This window comes from Clostridium sp. TF11-13AC (genome assembly GCF_003481065.1).
GTDB classification, from domain to species: Bacteria; Bacillota; Clostridia; order Lachnospirales; family Lachnospiraceae; genus Otoolea; species Otoolea fessa.
Genome location: NZ_QUKJ01000001.1, coordinates 235,742 through 258,119 on the forward strand (window position 1 = coordinate 235,742; position 22,378 = coordinate 258,119).

The following is a 22,378-nucleotide window of genomic DNA, read 5'->3' on the forward strand; positions in this document are numbered from 1 at the left end:
AGGGGGGCTGCCGCAAGATAGCATGGGATGCTGTCTCGCGGCAGCTCTTCTATAACCGGAGGAAGATGAATCATGAAATTCATTATAAAGCATGAAATCAAAGGAAGAATCCGTATCAGCCTTGCCCGGAAATTCCATACCGTGCGCGAAGCGGATGTTCTGGAACAGTATCTGCTTGGTCTGGACGGCGTGACGGCGGCTAAGGTGTATGAGCGGACAGCAGATGCGGTTATCTATTATAAGGAGGATCGGGAGGCGGTACTCGTACAGGTAGCGGCGTTTGATGGTCAGATTACCGAAAAACAGGAGATGGCAGTTAAAAGCAGCGGACGCGCCCTGAATCAGGAGTACAAAGAAAAGCTGATTCAGAAGGTACTGACCCGCTTTGCGACGAAGACATTTCTCCCGGCGCCGGTCCGTGCGGTATACACGTCCGTGCAGGCGATCCGTTATATCGTGAAAGGTATCCACTGCCTCGTATTTAAGCGCAAGCTGCATGTGGAGGTGCTGGATGCGACGGCGATCAGTGTTTCCCTTCTGCGCCGCGATTTCAATACGGCTGGCTCCGTTATGTTCCTGCTCGGCGTCGGTGAGCTTCTGGAGGAGTGGACACATAAGAAATCCGTTGGGGATCTGGCGCGGAGCATGTCCTTGAACGTGGAGAAGGTCTGGAAAAAAGTGGACGGGACCGAAGTCCTTGTACCGCTTTCGGATGTTACCGCGGGCGACGAGCTGACCGTCCATATGGGTACAGTGATTCCACTGGATGGTGTCGTAGTAAGCGGCGAGGCGATGGTAAACCAGGCTTCGATGACCGGCGAATCCCAGCCGGTCAGAAAAGAGCCGGGCAGCTATGTTTACGCAGGAACCGCGCTGGAAGAGGGAGAGATTACCTTCAAGGTAGAAAAATCCGCCGGTTCCACCCGTTATGAGCGTATCGTACAGATGATCGAGGATTCGGAGAAGCTCAAATCATCCGTTGAAGGCAAGGCGTCGAACCTGGCAGATGCACTCGTTCCGTGGAGTCTGGGCGGTACCGCGCTTACCTATCTGCTGACCCGCAATGCGACGAAAGCACTGTCGATCCTGATGGTTGATTTCTCCTGTGCACTGAAACTGGCAATGCCGCTTGCAGTCCTGTCTGCGATGCGTGAGGCAAGCCAGCATCACATTACGGTCAAGGGCGGCAAGTTTCTGGAGGCTGTTGCCGAGGCGGAGACGATCGTATTTGACAAGACCGGAACCCTGACCAAGGCAAAACCGGTTGTATCCGATGTAGTATCTTTCAACGGCATGGAGAAGGAAGAACTGCTTCGTATCGCAGCCTGCCTGGAAGAACATTTTCCGCATTCGATGGCAAACGCGGTCGTACAGGAAGCGAAAAAACGTCATCTGGTACATGAGGAGATGCACTCGAGAGTGGATTACATCGTAGCGCACGGTATCGCTACCTATGTGGGCGAAGAACGCGTCGTGATTGGAAGCCACCATTTCGTATTTGAGGATGAGAAGTGCACACTGCCGGAGGATGGAAAAGAGAAGTTTGAGAACCTTCCGGAAAATTGTTCCCATCTTTACATGGCAATCGGCGGACAGCTTGCAGCCGTTATCTGCATCGAGGATCCGCTGCGTGAGGAAGCACCGTCTGTCATCCGCCAGTTAAAAGAGGCTGGATTTAAGCGCATTGTCATGATGACCGGCGACAGCGAGCGGACCGCAGCGGCGATCGCGAAGAGGGTCGGCGTGGATGATTATTTCTCCGAGGTACTTCCGGAGGATAAGGCGCGCTTTGTTGAGGAGGAGAAGGCGAAAGGCCACAAAGTTATCATGATCGGTGACGGCATCAACGATTCACCGGCCCTGTCAGCGGCAGACGCGGGCATCGCAGTCAGCGAGGGCGCGGAGATTGCCAGAGAGATCGCGGATATCACGATCAAGAAAGATTCCCTGGATGAAGTCGTGCTTCTGCGTCATCTGAGCATGGATCTGATGAAACGTGTCCATGGAAACTACCGTTTCGTCATCAGCTTCAACCTAGGTCTGATTCTCTTGGGGGTGGCTGGTATCATCACACCGTCTATGTCGGCGCTGCTGCACAACAGCTCGACACTGGCGATCAGCTTAAAGAGCATGACGAACCTGCTGCCGGAGGAAGAGCGGGAAGAGGCATAAAAATGCGCCCTGCTTAGTTGGCTTTTAATAAAATATAATAAAAATAGACGGGCAGAAAGAATGGAGAGGAAATTTTATTCTTTCTGTCTGTTTTTTTGCGTTGAATTGCGAAAAAGTAAAACTAAATACTAGACTATATTCTGTAAAAATCCAACAATGAATCAAATAACATTAGACACATAAATATGTGTTTATAACAGTTATAAATTTTAATATTGACATACAGGAGAAATGTGATATGATCATAGTGTAAATGGACTTACCAATTTACCATTATACCAAAATGACAATCAGAGAAATAAAAAGATAATTGAAGGAGGAACGGATATGTATAAGTTATCACAGTTGACAGAAGATGGTTCTATTATGTTACACGGACAGAAAATTGCAGATACAATCCTTTATGTAAATGGAGATTTTGTTAAAAAATCAGAAGCCGTTATCTCCGTATATGACAGTGGTTTTCAGCATGGAGATGGCGTATATGAAGGAATCCGTGCATATGGACGAAAAGTATACCGTCTGGATGAGCATATCAAACGTCTGTATGAGTCCTGCTACACGCTGGGAATCGATATAGGAAAGACCAAAGATGAGATGAAGGAAATTGTAAAAGAGCTGATTCGTCGAAATCTGGATGCAGGATTTACTGATTTACATATGCGTTTACAGGTGACGCGCGGATTTAAAGCACAGACAGGTATGCATCCGACTTTAAATGTGACGAATGCGTCGATCGTTATCTGTGTGGATCAGAAACCCCCTATTTTCAATAAAGAGGGAATTACGCTGGTAACAACCTGGCTGAAACGCTATTCCCCGTCTTACATGGATCCGAAGATTCATTGCTGTAACCAGCTGAACCAGATTATGGCGGCGTGTGAGGCAATCCGTCAGGGAGCGGATGAAGCAATTATGCTTGACCAGAATGGTTATGTGGCGGAGACAAACTCTACGAACTTACAGATGATTAAAGATGGAGTATTAATACTTCCGACTTTAGATTCACAGCTTCCGGGAATTACGAGAAAAACAATGATTCAGATAGCAAAAGAGATGGGAATGGAAGTACAGGTAAGAAACGTATCTGTTTCAGAGTATTATAATGCGGATGAGGTATTTATCTGTGGTACAGTCGGAGAAGTGGTTCCGGTTAAAATGATCGATGGAAAGAAGATTGGTACACAGATTCCTGGTCCGATAACAGAAAAGTTTTCACAGGAATATAAGAAGATGACAGAAACGCTGGGAGTGTCGATTGATGATTGAACATCATAAAAGAAAGTGCACTCTGTGAGGGAACGGGTAAAACCGTAAGCGTGAGATTCATATAGGGGTTTATAAAGAGGGATGGTAGAAGAGAAACATATGATTCGAGCGAAAGGACGGAATGAATATGAAAGAGAAAAGAAAACCGGGTTTTGGGGCTGCGATGCTTCCAATATTGGTGATGGCGTTCGTGTTGGGAATTGGTTTTGGAAAGTTCAGACTAAGTGTGGAAGTACTCTTACTTGTTTGTTCCTTCTTTACGGTGCTTTTAGGATTGTTTTATGGAACAACCTGGAATGAGATTGCAGATGCGGTTTCGGAAAAGATAGGAAAGTCATTTATGGCGATTTTTATCTTTGTATTTGTTGGAATGATTATCGGAACCTGGATGTTATCAGGAACAATTCCTATGTTGATTTATTATGGCCTGAAGCTCTTAAATCCACAGCTGTTTCTGATATCGGCTTTTGTGATTACAGTAATTGTTTCTGTGTGTACGGGAACCAGTTTTGGCTCAGTTGGAACCGTCGGGCTGGCACTTATCGGAGTAGCTCAGGGATTGGGCGTTAATCTTCCGGCAGCAGCGGGCGCAATTATTTCAGGTGCTTATTTTGGAGATAAAATGTCACCGCTTTCAGATACGACAAATCTGGCTCCGGTAGCAGCCGGAACCACATTGTTTGAACACATCCGGCATATGTTTTATACGACGGTCCCGGCGGCGCTTGTCTGTTTAGTGGTATATTTTATAGCTGGACGTACTGGAATGGTGGTTTCATCGGTCGATGCATCTGCGGCAAATGAGATGACGGAGGGACTCGCTTCTATTTATCATTTTAATGTGTTTTTATTGCTTCCTCTGGTGGTTGTGCTGGTTGGTTCAGCGATGGGAAAACCAACGATTCCGGTTATGTTTACAGCATCGGTTCTGGCAGGAGTGTTAGCGATTGTATTTCAGGGAGCGACGGTTGCAAAGGTAATTTCGGCAGCATATAGCGGATTTTCTTTATCGATGCTGGGGATTGATCCGGAAACAGTGACAGGAAGCATTAAAATGCTGGTAGAGCGGGGCGGAATGACAAGCATGATGGCAACGGTGCTGAAAGTGCTCTGCGCATTTCTATTTGCAGGTGCTATGAGTGCGGCTGGTTTTATGAATGCAATCTTGGAAAAATTGAAAACATTCGTACACAGTGACGGAACTTTGATTCTGGTAACGGTTATTTCAGTCTTGATTATTGCGCTGATTGTTGGAAATGCATATATTCCGATTTTGATGGGCGGAGAATTGTTCAGTGAGTCCTTTAAGGAAAGAAATCTGGCACCGCAGAATCTTTCCAGAACACTGGAAGATGCAGGAACCTGTTCCATTCCTCTGGTTCCGTGGTCAGCGGGCGGCGCGTATATGTCGGGAACGCTGGGAGTCTCTACGTTCGCATATGCTCCGTGGGCAATCTTTTGTTACGCAGGTTTTTGTTTTGCGGTTCTCTGGGGCTTTACCGGGTTTGGAATCAAGAAATTAAACAAGGATAAATAAGACATTTCATTAAGTAAGTCAAACAGATGTAGGATGGGGAGAGAAAAACTGTTCTACATCTGTTTTTCTAATTAAAAGGGTTATTTGAACATTGCAGTGGAAAAAAGAAACAGGAGGAATGATGGGGGCGGAAAAATTAGATAAAAAACGATCGGGAGCTTTGGTGGGAGGAATTTTCCTGATTCTGGCAGTTCCAGTATGCGGAATCCAAGTACCGGTGCAGGCATTCTTTTTTCTTGCATGGATCTACGTGATTCTGTTTTTAGAAGCAAATTCTTATTCTTGGAATGAGCTTCAGGAAGCAATGGTTCATTCTTGCACAAGGGCAGTTTCACCTATCTTTTTTCTTTTATGTGCAGGAGCGATGACAGGAATATGGAATCTGTCAGGTACGATTCCAGGACTGACGTATACAGGAATTTTGTGGATTCGTCCGGAATGGTATCCGGTCACCGCGTATGCAGGATGCTTTCTGTTTAGTTTTCTGACTGGCAGTGTGTTTAGTTCCTGTGGAACCATGGGAATCCTATTTTTAAATATTGGAACAAGTATGGGATATGAAGAGAAAATAGCAGCAGCTGTTATAATAGCCGGAGCATTTTGCGGCTATGGGATTTCTCCGATGTCGGATTTTGTGAATTTACTTTCATCCAGTGTTGAAATAGAACTGGCGAAAACCTTGAAAGCAGAACGAAATAGTATCATTCCAACTATATGCGTTTGTCTGGCAGGCTGTTTTTATGCGGGATGGAAGAATGCAGAACTGGCAGGAATATCGATACAGGAAAGCAGTAAAATGATTCAAATATTCGGGGAAATGTGCCTGGGAATGCCCGTGTATATACCGGCTGCAGTGGTTCTTATATTTATGTTAATGAGAAAAAACGCCATCCATGCGTTGATGGCAGGCTGCGTGTCCGGGATGGCAGTGGCATTTTTTTACCAGAAATATCGATGGCAGACAATTTTGAATGTTTTATGGAATGGACCGGACCAAGGATCCTATTTTCACAGCGGAGGTATCAGCAGCATGGCTGGGACGGTTCTTTTGTTCCTTTTAGCGTTTAGTTTGTTTGGAATGCTTGAAAAAAGCGGGGCGATCCGATGCATGATGCAGCCGTTGTTTAAGTGGGCAGATACAGAGAAAAAAGGAAATATAGCAGCAATTTTATTTGCTTTTGTAGTAAATGTTTTTTCAGCATCGGCGATGTGTTCCCTGGTGATATCCGTCTCCTGCCTGATGCCGGTGTATGATGAAAAAGGCTGTAAACGGGAGAAAATGATTCATTCGCTCTTTCTGGGCGCTTTATACATGAGTCTTCTGGTCCCGTGGCATTCCAATGTTGTAACGCCGATGGGACTGTTGGGAGTAGCACAGGGAGGCGCTTGTATTTTTTGGATTGTGCCGGTGCTGGAGGTTGTCTGCTATCTATTAACATTTGTTTTTTCACATAAATAATGATATAATCGATAGGCGTTAGGGAACGTAAATCAGCAGGAGGGAGACTGAGAATGTTTCAGCCAATCGAAGAAAATGTTTCAGTATATAAGAAGGTAGTCGCACAGATCCAGGAAATGATCATGCACGGCGAATTAAAAAAAGGTGACCGGCTTCCGCCGGAGCGCCAGTTAGCCGAGATGCTCGGAGTTGGGCGACCGGCGCTCAAGCAGGCGATCAGTGCGCTGGAAGTGCTGGGGATTATCCGCAGCCGTCAGGGAGACGGCAATTATATTACGGCGGACACGGTCGAGGTGATCAATCCGCTGGCAATGCAGTTTTACTTAAAAAACGGCAAGATGGATGATATTCTGGAATTCCGCTATATCATGGAGGTGCAGATGGCGTCGCTTGCGGCCGCCAAGATCACGGAAGAGGAGATCGGGGAGTTTCAGGCGCTGATGGATTCGATGAAAGAGGCGATTGCGGGCGGAGCCGATCTGAAGACGCGCCAGTATTACAATAACCTGTTCCATTTCCGGGTGGTGAACCTTTCTGGAAACCAGCTGATCCGCCTGATTTATTCGAGCATCATGGATCTGGTGTCGGATCAGATCCGCCAGACGGACGGCATGTATTTCTATGAGAGCCATCTGAAGATTTTCGAGGCAATCAAGAACCGGAACCCGAAAGAAGCGGCGTACTATATGGCAGAACACTTCCAGAATAAGTTCCCAAATTATCAGTATTATATGGATGTTCATGCGTTGTAGGAAATTGTAGGAAAGAAGAGAACGGAGGACAAGTATTTCATGAAAAATGACTTATTCACAATCGGCAGCATCACGATCCACGGCTACGGTCTGATGATTGGCATCGGCATTATCGCTGCGTATTACCTGGCAGAGTACCGGGCAAACAAGCGGGGGATGGATGTCGATATGATCCTCTCGATCGCGATCTGCGGTGTTGTATGTGGAATTTTAGGTGCAAAACTTCTGTACTATGTCACAATCTTTGACGAAATTCTGGCAAACCCGAAGAAATTGTTAGATATCAGCGATGGATTTGTTGTGTATGGCGGCATCATCGGCGGCGTGCTGGGCGGCTATGTGCTGAGCCGGATCAAGCATATTTCCTTTTTCCAGTACGCAGATCTGGTCATGCCGTCGGTTGCGCTCGCGCAGGGCTTTGGACGGATCGGCTGTTTTCTGGCTGGCTGCTGCTACGGTATGCCGACCCACAGCCATTTTGCGATCGTGTTCCACGATTCGGACTTTGCTCCGAACAACATTCCCCTGGTTCCGACCCAGCTCATCTCAAGCGGTCTGGATTTTCTGCACTGCCTGCTGCTTCTTTATGCGGCGAAAAAGTGCAAAAAACAGGGGCAGGTGGTATCCCTGTATCTGATCTGCTACAGTCTGGGACGCTTCGTGCTGGAATTCTTCCGGGGGGATTTGAACCGGGGAGCGGTCGGATCCCTCTCGACTTCACAGTTTATCTCGTTGTTTATTTTTGCGGCGGGCGTGGCGATGTTTGCGTTCTGCGGGAAGAGGACGGAAGTACCGTTAGAAAAGTAAAAATTTTTAAATGTCAACCCAAATAAAAATCATTCTTGACATTTTGCCAAAATTGCTGTATGATACCTCTGATATGGAAAATCTTAACATTTTAAGAGTCATCCATGCAAATATATCTGACCACCTGTGAAACAGGGAATGGCCATACGGACAGCCGGGTCAAATGCCGATTGGCAGTGCGAACTGCCCTATTGATTGAGTTAAAAGCTCAATTTTATAAGTTGGTTACTTTACAACCAGTGCTCATGCACATCAACTTGTAAAACGGTCAATAAGAGTGGTAAAAGTAGATATTTGCTATATAGACTCTGAATGTGAGATTTCTGTGGATAAAAAGGTTTTGCAGTATATGCGGTAAATAGAGACAAGGGAAGATTTCGTAGCTATACGGCAGATTTGTAAAAATAGAGTGAAGCAGAAAAAGAACGTTTTGCGGATGATGTGGAGACACATCATCCGCTTTTTTGATCAACACCAGTTATATTTCAGGAGAAGGAAGATATGGATCACAGCGAAAAATTAAAATTATACGGCTTTAATAACCTTACAAAGGCGCTTAGCTTTAATATCTATGATGTCTGTTATGCCAAGACACCGAGGGAGCAGAAGGATTATATTGCCTACATTGATCAGCAGTACAATTCGGAACGTCTGACCCGGATCCTAACGTCGCTGACAGATATGATCGGGGCGCGGGTATTGAGTATTTCCCAGCAGGACTACGATCCGCAGGGGGCTTCGGTCACGCTTCTGATTGCGGAAGGCTCTATGGTGCCGGTGCAGGGGGAGACGCAGGTGGCGCATCTGGACAAGAGCCATGTGACCGTCCATACCTATCCGGAATACCATCCGGAGACCTGTCTGGCGACCTTCCGGGTGGATATCGATGTGGCGACCTGCGGGGAGATCACGCCGCTTTCGACTCTCGATTATCTGATCGGTTCGTTTGATTCGGACATCATCACGATGGACTACCGGGTGCGCGGGTTCACTCGGGATGTGGACGGAAAAAAGCTGTTTATGGATCGTGAGATCCGCTCAATTCAGGATTATATCTCCAAGGAAACGCTGCGGCGCTACGATGTGGTCGATATCAATGTGTACGAGGCGAATCTGTTCCATACCAAGATGATGCTGAAAGAGATCGATCTGCAGAATTATCTGTTTAAGACAGATGTCTATGAACTTCCGCCGACCACCAGGCTCAGTATTATGGACAGCCTGCGGCGGGAGATGATTGAAATTTTCAGCGGAAGAAATGTGTTTTAAAAGAAATGCTTTTTGAGAGGAAAGAGAATGGTTTGACTGGAAAATACGATAGAAGAAACGAATGAGTGAGTTTCAGGAGGAACGGCAGATGGAAGAAGAGAGAAGAAATATGGAGCCGGGTGTCGGAAGGAGTACACGGCGCAGAAGGGAAGCTTCAGGACAGAAGGAAACAGGGGAAGGCAGTCGAAGAGATGACGCGCTGACCCAGGAGCGCGCGCCGATCTATGAGGCGCTGGAAGCATTTCAGAAGATGCGCGTGGTGCCGTTTGATGTGCCGGGGCACAAGAGGGGGCGCGGCAACCCGGAGCTGACGAAACTTTTAGGAGAGACCTGCATGCGGCTGGACGTCAATTCCATGAAGCCGCTCGATAACCTCTGCCATCCGGTGTCCGTCATCGCGGATGCGGAGCAGCTGGCGGCTGAGGCATTCGGGGCGGCACACGCATTCCTGATGGTCGGCGGTACGACATCGGCGGTTCAGAGCATGGTGCTGACGGCAGTCAAGCGGGGCGAGAAGATTATATTGCCGCGAAATGTCCACCGCAGCGTCATGGGCGCCATGGTGCTTGGAGGCGCGGTTCCGGTCTATGTGAATCCGGCGGGTGATAAGAGACTGGGGATTCCGCTTGGAATGCGTGTGGAAGATGTGCGCCGGGCGATCAAGGAAAATCCAGATGCTAAGGCGGTGTTTGTGAATAATCCGACGTATTACGGCATTTGTTCGGATCTGCGCTCGATCGTAAAGCTGGCACATGAGCATGGGATGTTGTGTTTAGCTGATGAGGCACATGGAACCCATTTTTATTTCGGGGAAAATATGCCGGTTTCCGCGATGGCAGCTGGGGCGGATATGGCGGCGGTTTCGATGCACAAATCGGGCGGAAGCCTGACGCAGAGCTCGATTCTTCTGACGGGTCCGGGTATGTCCGCCGGGTATGTCCGCCAGATTATCAATCTGACGCAGACGACGAGCGGTTCCTACCTGCTCCTTTCCAGCCTCGATATCTCCAGACGGAACCTGGCGCTTCGCGGGCGTGAGGCATTTAAGCAGGTGGTGGAGCTGGCGGAGTATGCGAGAACAGAAATCAACCGGATTGGCGGTTATTATGCCTATTCGAAGGAGCTGGTAAACGGCGACAGCATTTATGATTTCGATGTGACCAAACTTTCAATTCACACGCGCGATATCGGGCTGGCGGGGATCGAGGTTTATGATCTTCTCCGGGACGAGTACGATATCCAGGCGGAATTTGGTGATCTGGGAAATATTCTGGCATATCTGTCCATCGGTGACCGGCAGCGGGAGGTAGAGCGCCTGGTCAGCGCACTGGCGGAGATCAAGCGCCGGTTCAGCCGGGATAAATCGACGCTGATGGATTTTGACTATATTGACCCGATCGTGGCGATGTCGCCGCAGGAGGCATTTTATGGAGAAAAAGAATCCCTTCCGATTCGCGAGACAGCCGGGCGTGTGTGCAGTGAGTTTGTCATGTGCTATCCGCCGGGCATCCCGATTCTGACGCCGGGCGAACAGATCACGGAAGAGATCATTGACTACATTGCGTATGCGCTGGAAAAAGGATGTTCAATGACTGGACCGGAGGATCCGGGGATTGAGCGCCTGAATGTGCTGAAATAGATAAGCAGTAGATAGAAAGGGGAAAATTATGAATTTCTGGTTTTCAGAGAATCATACGCCAAATGTAAAACTTTCCATCCGGGTGGATCGCCAGCTTTACAGCGGAAAGAGCGAGTTTCAGCGGATCGATGTCTTTGACTCGCCGGAATTTGGGCGGTTTCTGACTTTGGATGGATATATGATGCTGACGGAAAAGGATGAATTTATCTATCATGAAATGATCACGCATGTGCCGATGGCAGTGCATCCGTTGGTCAAAAAGGTACTGGTAATTGGAGCCGGGGATGGAGGCGTGATCCGGGAGCTGACCCGCTATCCGGAGATCGAGCACATCGACATGGTGGAGATCGACCCGCTGGTGCTGGAGGTCTGCCGGAAATATCTGCCAAAGACAGCGTGCCGTCTCGATGATCCGAGACTCTCGATCCACTATGAGGATGGGCTGAAATATGTCCGCTTTAAGGAAAATGAATACGATCTGATCATCGTGGATTCGACCGACCCGTTTGGACCGGGCGAGGGGCTTTTTACCCGGGAATTTTACGGGAACTGCTATAAGGCATTAAAAGAGGACGGCATCATGGTCAATCAGCATGAAAGCCCGTTTTATGCCGAAGACGCGGAGGCGTGCAAGCGGGCTCATAAGCGGATCGTGGAGTCATTTCCGATCAGCCGCGTCTATCAGGCGCATATCCCGACCTACCCGTCCGGGCACTGGCTGTTTGGATTTGCGTCGAAGAAATACCATCCGTTAAAGGATTTGGATGAGACAAGATGGAACCTGCGGGGACTGGATTGCCGGTATTATACGACGACCCTGCATAAAGGGGCATTTTACCTGCCGGCATATGTGGAGGAGATGTTAGAAGATGTTGAAGGCAAATATTGAGACGTTTCTGGCGTGTGACGCCAGCTATGAGAAGGCGGGGATCGTGCTCTACGGCGCGCCGTTTGACTCGACCACTTCGTACCGCCCGGGCACCCGGTTCGGCTCACGGGCGATCCGCTCGGAATCCTATGGGCTGGAATCGTATTCGCCGTACCAGGATCGTGATCTGACCGATTACGCCGTGTTTGACGCGGGCGATCAGGAGCTCTGCTTTGGCGATGCATCGTTAGCGTTAAAGGATCTGCGGGAGCGGGCGGCGGAGATAGCCGGGGATGGCAAGATCCCATTTATGCTGGGCGGCGAGCACCTGGTGACGCTGGCACCGGTGCAGGCACTGGCAGAGAAATATCCGGATCTGCATATCATCCATTTTGATGCACATACCGATCTGCGGGACGATTATCTGGGCGCGAAACTTTCGCACGCCTGTGTGCTGCGCCGCTGCTGGGAGGTTCTGGGAGATGGCAGGATCACGCAGTTTGGTATCCGCTCCGGCGACCGGGAGGAATGGCGCTGGGGAAAAGAACACGTGACGACGCATCCATTTATCGTGGATATGGAAGTCCTTCAGGAAACTCTTCGGAAACTGGAAGGAAAACCGGTGTATTTTACCCTGGATTTGGATGTGCTGGATCCGAGTGTGTTTCCGGGAACAGGAACGCCGGAACCGGGCGGAATCAGTTTTGAGGAACTTCGACGGGCAGTCACGCAGATCTGCAGTGCAGCTTGGATTGTTGGATGTGATGTGAATGAATTATCCCCGGCGCTGGATGCGTCCGGTGCATCGACGGCGGTGGCGTGCAAGATTGTAAGGGAGATGCTGCTGGCGCTGTTGGGAAATCCAAAGATTAAGTAAGAAATGTTTTTGGCGGGTCCCAAGGTCAAAAATTCTCCTGCAAGCAAGCTTGCGTCGAACTTCTGACCTTTTGACCCTGGTATCATCAAATAAACGTGTGTGTTTGAGACATGAACCGAAAAGTGTTTGAATAAAAGCAAATGTGAAATTTGGATTATAAAATGGAACAAAAACAGAGTACATTTCAGAATACAGGAGGAAAAAAAGATGGGAAAAGCGTTAATTATCGGATGTGGAGGCGTAGCTTCCGTAGCAATTCACAAGTGCTGCCAGAACAGCGAGGCATTTGAGGAGATCTGCATTGCAAGCCGGACGAAGTCCAAATGCGATGCGCTGAAAGAAAAATTAGAGGGAACCACCAAGACGAAGATCCAGACCGCACAGGTGGATGCAAACAACGTGGACGAGCTGATTGCCCTGATTGAGAAATTTAACCCGGATGTGGTGCTGAACCTGGCGCTTCCGTACCAGGATCTGACAATCATGGATGCCTGCCTGGCGACGAAGACCCATTATATCGATACTGCGAACTATGAGCCGGAGGACACGGCAAAATTTGAGTACAAATGGCAGTGGGCATATCGTGAGAAATTTAAAGAGGCGGGCATTACCGCACTGCTGGGAAGCGGCTTTGATCCGGGTGTAACCGGCGTATTTTCAGCGTATGCGCTGAAACATGAGTTTGACGAAATCAACTACATCGACATTCTGGATTGCAACGGCGGCGACCACGGCTATCCGTTTGCAACCAATTTTAACCCGGAGATCAATATCCGGGAGGTGTCGGCAAACGGTTCTTACTGGGAAGATGGACACTGGGTAGAGACGAAACCGATGGAGATCAAGAGAGAGTATGATTTTGACGGCGTCGGCATGAAGGATATGTACCTGCTTCACCATGAGGAGATCGAATCGTTGGCGCTCAATATGCCGGGAATCAAGCGGATCCGCTTCTTCATGACCTTCGGTCAGAGCTACCTGACCCATTTAAAGTGCCTGGAGAATGTCGGCATGACCTCGATCGAGCCGATTATGTACGAAGGAAAAGAGATCGTACCGCTGCAGTTCTTAAAGGCAGTTCTTCCGGATCCGGCATCCCTTGGTCCGCGTACCGTTGGAAAAACAAATATCGGATGCATTTTCCAGGGTAAGAAGGATGGAAAAGAGAAGAAGTATTACTTATATAATATCTGTGATCATCAGGAGTGCTACAAAGAGGTTGGTTCCCAGGCGATCTCCTATACAACCGGTGTACCGGCGATGATCGGTGCGATGCTGGTGATGAATGGAACCTGGCAGAAACCGGGCGTTTATAATATTGAAGAATTTGATCCGGATCCATTTATGGATGCGTTAAATAAATGGGGACTTCCGTGGAAGGAATCCTGGGATCCGGCACTGGTGGATTAAGATAAAAATACCTCCATGTAAGAAACTGGTTTTATTTTGCGTTTTTTAGGCGCAGGAAGAGAATGGACAGGGAAGATGGAAGCGAGAAGGAAAGGAAGGAAAACAGATGCAGGAACGGGAGGCGGCTGGGGTTCTCCGGGACACGGCGGCGATCCGCACGCCATTTTATGTGGTGGATGAGACGCTTTTAAAGAAAAATCTGGAAATTTTGAAAGATACGGCAGAGCGGGCTGGATGCCGGATTCTGCTGGCACAGAAAGCATTTTCCATGTATTCGGTCTACCCGCTGATTCGTCAGTATCTGTCGGGAACCGCGGCGAGCGGGCTTTATGAGGCGCGGCTTGGAAAAACGGAGTTTGGCGGGGAGACCCATGTGTTTTCTGCCGCCTACCGCCCGGATGAGTTTGATGAGATTTTAAATTATGCCGACCACATCGTTTTTAATACGCCGGGGCAGGTGCTGAAATATGGTGAAAAAGTAAAAAAGGCCGGAAAACAGGCGGGACTCCGGCTGAACCCGGAGTGTTCCACGCAGGAGGGGCACGCGATCTATGATCCGTGTGCGCCGGGATCCCGCATGGGGACGACTCTTCCGATGCTTTCGGAGACGGGAAACTTTGAAGAAACCATCCTTCCGTATCTGGATGGATTTCATATGCATACGCTCTGCGAGCAGAATTCAGATGACCTGGAGACGACGCTGCGGGCAGCGGAGGAGAAGTTTGGAGCCTGGTTTTCAAAGGTAAAATGGCTGAACCTGGGCGGCGGACACCACATTACGAGAGAAGATTATGACCGGGAACGTCTGATCCGCCTGGTGCGCGGGCTGCGCGAAAAATATGGTGTGGAAGTATACCTGGAACCGGGCGAGGCAGTTGTCTTAAACGCGGGATTTCTTGTAACTTCCGTGCTGGAGACGATGGAAAACGGCATGCAGATTGCGATTCTGGATACCTCGGCAGCCTGCCATATGCCGGATGTGCTGGAAATGCCGTACCGTCCGCCGCTTATCGGAGCGGGAGAAGCGGGCGAAAAGCCGTATACGTTCCGCCTGGGCGGACCAACCTGTCTTTCGGGGGACTGCATCGGGGATTATTCGTTTGATGCACCGCTAAAAGAGGGTGGACGGCTGGTGTTTGGCGATATGGCGCTCTATACGATGGTCAAAAATAATACCTTTAATGGAATGCCGCTTCCGTCGATCGTATACCGGCATGAAGATGGGACAGCGGAAGTGGTGCGGGCGTTTGGATATGAGGATTTTGTGGGACGGTTGTAAGTCTGGGGCGAGCCGAGGGATTGTATTTTTTTAATAAAAAGAGTAAAATGAAGAGACTTGCAGAAAGATTACAAAGAATGTCTGCGAGGACAGCCGTTACACAGTATGGAAATAACGGTTGCACAAGTTTTGGAGAATAAAAGGATAGAGAGATAAAGTTATGATACAGGACATCGCACCACATCGCTACGACAATACATACCACATTCAGAAACCTGGAGCACAGGACTACGTCTTCTGCATCCAGAGAGGCCGGATTCTTCTGCGTGAGACCGCGGAGGAACATATGCTTACTATCCCGCGCCGGGAGGAGATTGAGGCGGCAGTTCCGAAACTGATGGATCGGGCGGTCTATCTCTTTTCGGTTGATGAGAAGCCATATTTTCTGGTCAGTGTGCCGGAGAAAGAAGCAGAAGAGATTCTGGCAAAGCTAAAAGAAGGGGCTGGTCAGATGCCTGTTTCGGACAAAAATAATATGGAAGCTGGGAAGACGGATTCTGGTGCACTGGAAGGGGCAGAAAAAGAGTTGGAACAGCTTTACTATGCATGGAAAACGCCGACCGACATCCGTGCGATGGAGCCGATGCACCAGGCATTTGCAGCGATCACGGCGGTGCAGCTGTGGCGCTGGAGACAGAGCCGTCAGTTCTGCGGACGCTGCGGGGCAAAGACGGAAGACAGCAAGATCGAGCGGGCGCTCGTCTGCCCGGTCTGCGGCCAGACGGAATATCCAAAGATCTCCCCGGCAGTCATCGTGGCGATCACGAACGGGGACAAACTTCTTATGTCGCGTTACCGCGTCAACCACAGTACTTACCGTGGATATGCGCTGATCGCTGGATTTGTCGAGATTGGGGAGACATTTGAAGAGACCGTCCGCCGCGAAGTGATGGAGGAAGTCGGGCTGAAAGTTAAAAATATCCGCTATTTCAAGAGTCAGCCGTGGGCGTTTACTGATACGGAGATGATCGGATTTTTTGCAGAACTGGATGGGGATGATAAGATCCGTCTGCAGGAGGACGAGCTTTCTGAGGCAGGCTGGTATACGCGTGAGGAGATCCCGGACGATGCACGCCTCATCAGTGTCGGAACCGAGATGAAGATGTATTTTAAATACGGTCCGGACTGGGAGAAAAAGTGGAAGGAACACCAGAAATGATGTGTTGATATATCGTTAATGTACACAGGTAGGCACTTTTGGAACCGAAAGTGCCGTAAGAAAACGTGGTGGCAGCAGGAATTTGCCGTATTTAAATGCGGAGCCACGGCAAATTCCGTTACTGGGCACGTATGCGTGAACAGTAATGATATAGCTCTGGGGAATACTAGGCATTCCTTTTAATTAGTTGACAAACTGAGAATTGGTTGCTATCATTAAGGCAATACGAACAAGACAGAAGATCAAGGTGGGAAGATTGCATGAGCAGAATTGTGTTATCACTGCTGGTAGATAATACTGCCGGCGTTTTAAGCCGTGTGGCTGGACTTTTCAGCCGCCGCGGATATAATATCGAAAGTCTTACAGTTGGCGTGACCGCGGATCCGAGATACTCCCGTATGACGGTTGTATCGCTGGGCGATCATCAGGTTCTGGAGCAGATTCAGAAGCAGCTTGGAAAACTGGAAGATGTACACGACATAAAGGAACTGCGGGAAGGTCATTCCGTATACCGTGAGCTGATGCTCGTCAAGGTGAGAGCAAATGCAAACCAGAGGATGGCGATTAATGCAATTTCCGAGATTTTCCGTGCGTCGATTGTCGATGTGGGAAAAGATTCTGTCACTGTTATGCTGACAGGCGACCAGTCCAAACAGGACGCGCTGATTAATCTTCTGGAAGATTATGAGATTCTGGAGTTAGCCAGAACAGGTCTTACAGGTCTTTCCAGAGGTGCCGATGATATCCGCTATCTGCCATAGTACATCAGTCGATAGACTGGATACAAGGCATTCAACAGGTTTACAAAGTTTGGTCCAAAGACGCACAGAGAGGCGCCGGTCTATGCTTTATAATAAATTTATTTTATTTTTGTTAGATCCAAGGAGGAAATGAAAAATGGCAGCAAAGATTTACTATCAGGAAGATTGTAATTTATCCTTATTAGAAGGACAGAAGATTGCTATTATCGGTTACGGCAGCCAGGGTCATGCACATGCCTTGAACTTAAAAGAGTCCGGATGTGATGTTATCATTGGTCTTTACGAGGGCAGCAAGTCTTGGGCAAAAGCAGAGGCACAGGGATTTAAAGTATACACCGCAGCAGAGGCTGCAAAACAGGCTGATATCATCATGGTCCTGATCAACGATGAGCTTCAGGCAGATATGTACAAGAAAGACATCGAGCCAAACCTGGAAGAGGGCAATATGCTTATGTTCGCTCATGGCTTTAACATCCACTTCGGATGCATCAAACCGCCGAAGAATGTCGATGTAACCATGATCGCTCCGAAGGCACCGGGTCACACTGTAAGAAGTGAGTATCAGGCTGGTAAAGGTACACCGTGCCTGGTAGCAGTAGAGCAGGATTACACAGGCAAGGCACTTGACCGCGCATTGGCTTATGGTCTTGGCATTGGCGGCGCTAGAGCTGGTCTTCTGGAGACTACATTCCGTACCGAGACTGAGACAGACCTCTTCGGTGAGCAGGCAGTTCTTTGCGGCGGTGTTTGCGCTCTGATGCAGGCTGGTTTCGAGACTCTGTGTGAGGCTGGTTATGACCCGAGAAATGCTTACTTCGAGTGTATCCACGAGATGAAGCTGATCGTAGACCTGATTTATCAGTCTGGTTTCGCTGGTATGAGATACTCCATCTCCAACACAGCTGAGTACGGCGATTATGTAACCGGACCGAAGATCGTTACCGCTGAGACAAAGAAAGCTATGAAGAAAATTCTGTCTGATATCCAGGACGGTACCTTTGCAAAAGAGTTCTTACTGGATATGTCCCCGGCAGGTCGTCAGGTACACTTCCAGGCTATGAGAAAGCTTGCTTCCGAGCATCCGTCTGAGAAAGTCGGCGCAGAGATCCGTAAGCTTTACAGCTGGAACAACGAGAACGATAAGCTGATCAACAACTAATCGTTTTTCGAATATAGGAAATCTTATACAGGGCTGCTGCAGGTTTGCAGCGGTCCTGTTTTTTTGTTTCATAGGAAATTCTTTGGAATGTTCTATTACACAAAAAGGCACATTCTTTTTATATGAATGGGAAAGGAAACGCGGATGAAACGCTATGATGACGTAAATATAATCAAGGCATACGCCTGTCTGGCGGTCTTTGGAAGTCACTGGTTCGGTACATTCGGGAGTTGGGGCAGCAATAAGGTAAATGCGCTGATGGAAATAGGACCGCTTCCCCTGCTCCGCTATGGAACCTTCGGGGTTAGTCTTTTTTTGATGATCAGCGGAATGCTGATAGCCGATAAGGTATATTCTGGGCGGTTTACTTCGTGGAGCTCGGAGATCCTGCGCCGCTATCTGAAACTGACCTGCCCGCTGACGGTCACCTTTCTGCTGGCATATCTATTTTACCGGGGCGGTCTCTTCTACACAGTGCGGGTTGCGCCGCGTCTGGAAAATGAGTGGCTGAGCAACTTTTACAGCTATCTGCCAGGCGGTCTGAAGGCGCTCCGCTATGCCTGGTTTGATACAATCTTCAAGGCTGATTCAACGTACTATGGTCCGTCCTGGATGCTGACCTACACTTTCATGGGAAGTATTCTGACTCTTGTACTTTCATCCGCCCTCCGGGAAGTAGGAACCCGCCAGAAAATTCTGATTCTGGCAGGCGTCGCGGCAGTGCTGATCGGAATGAACAGCTTTTATATCTGCCTGCTTCTGGGAAATGGGATCTGTCTGCTGATGCGGGCAGTTGAGAAGTCCATGAAAGAAAGAGAGCGAAAAGAGAATCTGCTTAAAGATGGAGAAGAAAAATATGGCATTTTTGGTGCTGCCCTCTGGATTTTCAGCATCTGGTTCGTTCGAAAATCTTTCTGGATCGGAACCACATTGGGAGCGCATGGATTTCCAGGCGGACTCGGAACCATGGAATTCTATGGTCATGTTGCTGCATTCCTGATGATTTTAGGCTTCCGTCTCTTCTGGCTCGGCGGTCTGGAGACCTGGCTCCCGGAGATCCTCAAAAAAATTATTCTGTGGATCGGCGAGTATAGCATGGGAATCTTCCTGACACACTGGCTTGTGATTGCCAGCTTTTCCTGTTGGTTTTACAGCATTTATTCTGAGGCGGGAGAGAAGCTGGCGATCGGGGTGAATCTGGTACTGAGCTGCATTTTAATAGGAATTTGTTCGAAAGTGTATGTCTGGCTGGTAGATGGGAAAATATTTCCATGTGTGTGGAAATGTGCGAAGAATATTTTAAAATAAAATTGAAAAATAGGAACAAAACAGAAAAAGTCCGGCGTATGGAAGTTCGACCACCATGCGCCGGATCTTTTCTCTCCGTGTTGCTAATTATTTCATCATTCCGAACAAAACTGCACAAAATCATTCATCGTCCGCGTCATCGCCGATGGATGATAAGCAAATCCAATCGTCCGGTTTCGGATTGGCACTTCCAGCGGGAGTTCGATCAGCGAACCATCCTTTAATTCTTCCTGCACAAACTCGCGGATCACACATCCGATTCCGAGCCCCGTTTTGGCAAATTCAATCAGAAGATCCATCGTCGTTGCCTCTAAAATCTGCTTTGGTTCAATTCCGTGCTCTGCAAAGTACGCATCAATGTGGGTGCGCGTCATATTGCTGCGGTCGAGCAACAGGATTGTCCCGGATTCGAAGGGATCGACATCGGCACCTTCGCGGATCCGCAGATTTTCCAGATAAGACCGGGTACAGACAAAGGTGTCCTCGATTCGCATGACGGGAAGAAACGAAAGGCTGCGGCGGTTTTTGGGCTCGGCGATCAGACCGATGTCGAGCTTCTGCTGTTCCAGCATCGAGATTGTGCGTGCAGTGTCCTGACTTTCAATCAAAATGCGGACATGCGGGTACTGTGCAATAAATCCTTTTAAATAAGGAAGAAGAATATATTTGCACAGCGTGTTGCTGACGCCGATCTTGAGCTGTCCGATGTGGAGGTTCTGGATCTGTTTCAGCTCATTTTCACCGCGCTCCAGTGCTTCAAAGGCGGCTTCCACATGCTGAAATAAGACCTGTCCCTCTGCGGTCAGGGAGACACCGCGGGAATTGCGGATAAAAAGTGCCATGCCGAGGCTTTCTTCCAGCTTGCTGATTGATTTGCTGATCGCGGGCTGACTGATAAAAAGTTCCTTGGCGGCGCGGGAAATATTGCCGGCGCGTGCAACGGCGTAGAAAATACGGTACTGGGTTAAATGTTGTTCCATAATACTCCTTTATATCTATAAAGCTACAGTTCACACGTTGTGCAAAATGTGACAGGATTTTGCGGATGCTTCGTATTCCAATCGGAAAAATCGGTGACACTATAACTTCGACTCATAGTATCTATTAATAATATATATTTGTATTATAACAGAACCGGTGCTATAATACAAACATAAAAAAGCAAAAGATGGCAGCGGCACCGTTGGAACAGAGTTTTTTCCTATAACAGTAAGGGCATCGGAGCCGTTGCCAAGTATATATATGCAGGAGGAAATAAATCATGGGAATGACAATGACACAGAAGATCCTGGCAGCGCACGCGGGTCTTGCAGAGGTAAAAGCAGGACAGTTGATCGAAGCAGATCTGGATCTGGTTCTTGGAAATGATATCACAACACCGGTAGCGGTCAATGAGATGAAGAAGATGGACAACCAGACGGTATTCAATCATGACAAAATTGCGCTGGTTATGGATCATTTTATCCCGAATAAGGATATCAAGTCGGCGGAAAACTGCAAATGCTGTCGTGAATTTGCCTGTCGTCATGATATCATCAACTATTTTGACGTAGGAGAGATGGGAATCGAGCATGCACTCCTTCCGGAAAAAGGTCTGGTTGTAGCAGGTGACGCAGTCATCGGTGCGGATTCCCATACCTGTACATACGGCGCACTTGGCGCATTCTCTACAGGTGTCGGCAGTACCGATATGGCAGCTGGCATGGTAACCGGTAAGGCTTGGTTCAAGGTACCGTCCGCGATCAAGTTCAACCTGATCGGCAAACCGGCAAAATGGGTCAGTGGTAAAGATGTCATTCTTCACATTATCGGTATGATCGGCGTAGATGGCGCGCTGTACCGTTCCATGGAGTTTGTCGGCGAGGGCATCAAGAACCTTTCCATGGATGACCGTTTCACGATCTGCAACATGGCGATCGAGGCAGGCGGCAAGAACGGTATCTTTCCGGTTGATGAGAAGACCATCGAGTACTTAAAAGAGCATTCTAAACGTGATTTCAAGGTATATGAGGCAGATCCGGATGCAGAGTATGACGAAGAGTACACCATAGATTTATCCGAGTTAAAGCCGACCGTATCCTTCCCGCACCTTCCGGAGAATACGAGAACGATCGATGAAGTGGGTGACATTGCGATCGATCAGGTTGTCATTGGCTCCTGTACGAACGGACGTATCGAGGATATGCGTATCGCAGCTGAGATCTTAAAGGGCAGAAAAGTGAAAAAAGGTCTGCGCTGCATCGTGATTCCGGCGACACAGGCGATCTATTTACAGTCCATGAAAGAGGGACTTTTAGAGACCTTCATCGAGGCTGGTGCCGTTGTCAGCACTCCGACCTGCGGTCCGTGCCTGGGCGGTTATATGGGTATCCTGGCAGAAGGCGAGAGATGTGTATCCACGACCAATCGTAACTTCGTTGGACGTATGGGACACGTGGATTCTGAGATTTATCTGGCAAGCCCGGCAGTGGCAGCAGCCAGCGCCATTACCGGAAAAGTGAGCGGACCGGCGGAACTGGGACTGTAATAGGCATAAAAGTTTAGGAATAAGTAAAACGGATGTAACTGTTCAGTAGGTCTGCGCGTGACTGTGAAGGTACTGAACAGTTACAAACGGATATTACGGTTCGGGGAAAGGTTTCCTGCAATCGCA

The 22,378-nt window shown here is 48.6% G+C and carries 18 protein-coding genes; 17 read left to right on the forward strand and 1 reads right to left on the reverse strand.

The features are described 5' to 3' along the window. Nucleotides 1-72 precede the first annotated feature (72 nt). The 16 genes from DXD12_RS01025 (at nucleotide 73) to DXD12_RS01100 (ending at nucleotide 19,725) form a co-directional block, all read left to right on the forward strand. A complete protein-coding gene (locus DXD12_RS01025) occupies nucleotides 73-2,172 on the forward strand; it encodes a heavy metal translocating P-type ATPase (protein WP_118468044.1) in 2,100 nt (699 codons plus the stop codon). Between the two features lie 327 nt (nucleotides 2,173-2,499). Then, the gene (locus DXD12_RS01030) at nucleotides 2,500-3,441 is read left to right on the forward strand and encodes an aminotransferase class IV (protein ID WP_118468046.1); all 942 of its coding nucleotides are present in this window, start codon (nucleotides 2,500-2,502) and stop codon (nucleotides 3,439-3,441) included. A 127-nt stretch (nucleotides 3,442-3,568) separates the two neighbouring features. After that, nucleotides 3,569-4,978: a Na+/H+ antiporter NhaC gene (nhaC, locus tag DXD12_RS01035; RefSeq protein WP_118468048.1), complete on the forward strand. Its 1,410-nt coding sequence runs from the start codon at nucleotides 3,569-3,571 to the stop codon at nucleotides 4,976-4,978. A 121-nt stretch (nucleotides 4,979-5,099) separates the two neighbouring features. Next, nucleotides 5,100-6,437, forward strand: coding sequence for a Na+/H+ antiporter NhaC family protein (locus DXD12_RS01040; RefSeq protein WP_243022806.1), 1,338 nt, complete (start codon nucleotides 5,100-5,102; stop codon nucleotides 6,435-6,437). A gap of 53 nt (nucleotides 6,438-6,490) precedes the next feature. Further along, a complete protein-coding gene (locus DXD12_RS01045; RefSeq protein ID WP_118468051.1) occupies nucleotides 6,491-7,189 on the forward strand; it encodes a FadR/GntR family transcriptional regulator in 699 nt (232 codons plus the stop codon). A 39-nt stretch (nucleotides 7,190-7,228) separates the two neighbouring features. After that, the gene (locus DXD12_RS01050) at nucleotides 7,229-7,996 is read left to right on the forward strand and encodes a prolipoprotein diacylglyceryl transferase (protein ID WP_118637040.1); all 768 of its coding nucleotides are present in this window, start codon (nucleotides 7,229-7,231) and stop codon (nucleotides 7,994-7,996) included. Between the two features lie 501 nt (nucleotides 7,997-8,497). Beyond that, nucleotides 8,498-9,265, forward strand: a complete 768-nt coding sequence (gene speD / locus DXD12_RS01055; RefSeq protein ID WP_118482030.1) for an adenosylmethionine decarboxylase — start codon at nucleotides 8,498-8,500, stop codon at nucleotides 9,263-9,265. A gap of 61 nt (nucleotides 9,266-9,326) precedes the next feature. Beyond that, nucleotides 9,327-10,904 (forward strand): aminotransferase class I/II-fold pyridoxal phosphate-dependent enzyme, encoded by a 1,578-nt coding sequence (locus DXD12_RS01060; protein WP_279221031.1) that lies wholly within the window; start codon nucleotides 9,327-9,329, stop codon nucleotides 10,902-10,904. A gap of 28 nt (nucleotides 10,905-10,932) precedes the next feature. Continuing rightward, nucleotides 10,933-11,793, forward strand: a complete 861-nt coding sequence (speE, locus tag DXD12_RS01065) for a polyamine aminopropyltransferase (protein ID WP_118637042.1) — start codon at nucleotides 10,933-10,935, stop codon at nucleotides 11,791-11,793. Further along, nucleotides 11,774-12,649, forward strand: coding sequence for an agmatinase (gene speB, locus DXD12_RS01070; protein WP_118524588.1), 876 nt, complete (start codon nucleotides 11,774-11,776; stop codon nucleotides 12,647-12,649). Before speE ends, speB begins: the two co-directional genes overlap by 20 nt. A gap of 207 nt (nucleotides 12,650-12,856) precedes the next feature. Beyond that, nucleotides 12,857-14,059, forward strand: a complete 1,203-nt coding sequence (locus tag DXD12_RS01075; protein WP_022360539.1) for a saccharopine dehydrogenase family protein — start codon at nucleotides 12,857-12,859, stop codon at nucleotides 14,057-14,059. Between the two features lie 106 nt (nucleotides 14,060-14,165). Beyond that, on the forward strand, nucleotides 14,166-15,338 hold the full coding sequence (gene nspC, locus DXD12_RS01080; protein WP_107000121.1) for a carboxynorspermidine decarboxylase: 1,173 nt from the start codon (nucleotides 14,166-14,168) through the stop codon (nucleotides 15,336-15,338). Nucleotides 15,339-15,498: 160 nt separating this feature from the next. After that, nucleotides 15,499-16,497, forward strand: coding sequence for an NAD(+) diphosphatase (nudC, locus tag DXD12_RS01085; protein ID WP_118637044.1), 999 nt, complete (start codon nucleotides 15,499-15,501; stop codon nucleotides 16,495-16,497). Between the two features lie 260 nt (nucleotides 16,498-16,757). After that, on the forward strand, nucleotides 16,758-17,258 hold the full coding sequence (ilvN, locus tag DXD12_RS01090; protein ID WP_022360536.1) for an acetolactate synthase small subunit: 501 nt from the start codon (nucleotides 16,758-16,760) through the stop codon (nucleotides 17,256-17,258). Between the two features lie 136 nt (nucleotides 17,259-17,394). Next, nucleotides 17,395-18,417 (forward strand): ketol-acid reductoisomerase, encoded by a 1,023-nt coding sequence (gene ilvC / locus DXD12_RS01095; protein ID WP_107000119.1) that lies wholly within the window; start codon nucleotides 17,395-17,397, stop codon nucleotides 18,415-18,417. 144 nt (nucleotides 18,418-18,561) lie between these two features. Then, nucleotides 18,562-19,725: an acyltransferase family protein gene (locus DXD12_RS01100; protein ID WP_207665257.1), complete on the forward strand. Its 1,164-nt coding sequence runs from the start codon at nucleotides 18,562-18,564 to the stop codon at nucleotides 19,723-19,725. Nucleotides 19,726-19,820: 95 nt separating this feature from the next. On the opposite strand, the gene DXD12_RS01105 is transcribed toward DXD12_RS01100, so the two are convergent. After that, the gene (locus DXD12_RS01105) at nucleotides 19,821-20,705 is read right to left on the reverse strand and encodes a LysR family transcriptional regulator (RefSeq protein ID WP_118637048.1); all 885 of its coding nucleotides are present in this window, start codon (nucleotides 20,703-20,705) and stop codon (nucleotides 19,821-19,823) included. A gap of 281 nt (nucleotides 20,706-20,986) precedes the next feature. Here DXD12_RS01105 and leuC point away from each other — a divergent pair, with 281 nt between their 5' ends. Next, entirely contained in the window at nucleotides 20,987-22,252 is a 1,266-nt protein-coding gene (gene leuC / locus DXD12_RS01110) for a 3-isopropylmalate dehydratase large subunit (protein WP_118637050.1), read from the forward strand. Nucleotides 22,253-22,378: the final 126 nt, after the last annotated feature.

What these genes read in the sequence shown, in the direction of transcription:
- speD (WP_118482030.1), top strand. Translation starts at nt 8,498, where the DNA reads ATGGATCACAGCGAAAAATTAAAATTATACGGCTTTAATAACCTTACA.
- nhaC (WP_118468048.1), top strand. Translation starts at nt 3,569, where the DNA reads ATGAAAGAGAAAAGAAAACCGGGTTTTGGGGCTGCGATGCTTCCAATA.
- DXD12_RS01100 (WP_207665257.1), top strand. Translation starts at nt 18,562, where the DNA reads ATGAAACGCTATGATGACGTAAATATAATCAAGGCATACGCCTGTCTG.
- DXD12_RS01050 (WP_118637040.1), top strand. Translation starts at nt 7,229, where the DNA reads ATGAAAAATGACTTATTCACAATCGGCAGCATCACGATCCACGGCTAC.
- speB (WP_118524588.1), top strand. Translation starts at nt 11,774, where the DNA reads ATGTTGAAGGCAAATATTGAGACGTTTCTGGCGTGTGACGCCAGCTAT.
- nspC (WP_107000121.1), top strand. Translation starts at nt 14,166, where the DNA reads ATGCAGGAACGGGAGGCGGCTGGGGTTCTCCGGGACACGGCGGCGATC.
- DXD12_RS01075 (WP_022360539.1), top strand. Translation starts at nt 12,857, where the DNA reads ATGGGAAAAGCGTTAATTATCGGATGTGGAGGCGTAGCTTCCGTAGCA.
- ilvC (WP_107000119.1), top strand. Translation starts at nt 17,395, where the DNA reads ATGGCAGCAAAGATTTACTATCAGGAAGATTGTAATTTATCCTTATTA.
- nudC (WP_118637044.1), top strand. Translation starts at nt 15,499, where the DNA reads ATGATACAGGACATCGCACCACATCGCTACGACAATACATACCACATT.
- DXD12_RS01040 (WP_243022806.1), top strand. Translation starts at nt 5,100, where the DNA reads ATGGGGGCGGAAAAATTAGATAAAAAACGATCGGGAGCTTTGGTGGGA.
- ilvN (WP_022360536.1), top strand. Translation starts at nt 16,758, where the DNA reads ATGAGCAGAATTGTGTTATCACTGCTGGTAGATAATACTGCCGGCGTT.
- DXD12_RS01045 (WP_118468051.1), top strand. Translation starts at nt 6,491, where the DNA reads ATGTTTCAGCCAATCGAAGAAAATGTTTCAGTATATAAGAAGGTAGTC.
- DXD12_RS01105 (WP_118637048.1), bottom strand. Translation starts at nt 20,705, where the DNA reads ATGGAACAACATTTAACCCAGTACCGTATTTTCTACGCCGTTGCACGC.
- DXD12_RS01060 (WP_279221031.1), top strand. Translation starts at nt 9,327, where the DNA reads ATGAGTGAGTTTCAGGAGGAACGGCAGATGGAAGAAGAGAGAAGAAAT.
- DXD12_RS01025 (WP_118468044.1), top strand. Translation starts at nt 73, where the DNA reads ATGAAATTCATTATAAAGCATGAAATCAAAGGAAGAATCCGTATCAGC.
- leuC (WP_118637050.1), top strand. Translation starts at nt 20,987, where the DNA reads ATGGGAATGACAATGACACAGAAGATCCTGGCAGCGCACGCGGGTCTT.
- speE (WP_118637042.1), top strand. Translation starts at nt 10,933, where the DNA reads ATGAATTTCTGGTTTTCAGAGAATCATACGCCAAATGTAAAACTTTCC.
- DXD12_RS01030 (WP_118468046.1), top strand. Translation starts at nt 2,500, where the DNA reads ATGTATAAGTTATCACAGTTGACAGAAGATGGTTCTATTATGTTACAC.